The sequence below is a fragment of the Paenibacillus chibensis genome, from assembly GCF_004001045.1.
GTDB lineage: Bacteria > Bacillota > Bacilli > Paenibacillales > Paenibacillaceae > Paenibacillus_AQ > Paenibacillus_AQ chibensis.
Window position 1 is genome coordinate 1 of sequence record NZ_BIMK01000076.1, and the last position, 505, is coordinate 505.

Below are 505 nucleotides of genomic sequence, written 5' to 3' on the forward strand. Positions count from 1 at the left end.
TAAAAGTTATATGGTGGAGGCTGAGGGGTTCGAACCCCCGACCCTCTGCTTGTAAGGCAGATGCTCTCCCAGCTGAGCTAAGCCTCCATGGGATTATACTTCTTGTTGAAACAATAATGGTGACCCGTAGGGGATACTCTCACTTCGTTCGAGACTGCGAAGCAATCTTTCCGAAGTTTACGCTCCGACGAACCCTGATGGGTTCTCATCCCCAATCGAAGCAAAGTAATCATGGTGACCCGTAGGGGATTCGAACCCCTGTTACCTCCGTGAAAGGGAGGTGTCTTAACCCCTTGACCAACGGGCCAAACTATAATGGCGGAGAGAGAGGGATTCGAACCCTCGAGACGCTTTTGGCGCCTACACGATTTCCAATCGTGCTCCTTCGGCCAACTCGGACACCTCTCCATAATGGCTCCCCGAACAGGACTCGAACCTGTGACAACTCGATTAACAGTCGAGTGCTCTACCAACTGAGCTATCAGGGAACAATATTCAATTCAGG

Annotated in this window: 4 tRNA genes; all 4 read right to left on the minus strand. The window is 51.1% G+C overall.

The annotated features are described in order from the left end of the window. Window positions 1-11: 11 nt before the first annotated feature. Window positions 12-87 (minus strand) — tRNA-Val (locus tag PCH05_RS27110). A 145-nt stretch (window positions 88-232) separates the two neighbouring features. Next, a tRNA-Glu gene (locus PCH05_RS27115) sits at window positions 233-307 on the minus strand. 9 nt (window positions 308-316) lie between these two features. Then, window positions 317-408, minus strand: a tRNA-Ser gene (locus PCH05_RS27120). A 4-nt stretch (window positions 409-412) separates the two neighbouring features. After that, window positions 413-488: transfer RNA gene (locus PCH05_RS27125), tRNA-Asn, on the minus strand. Window positions 489-505 lie beyond the last annotated feature (17 nt).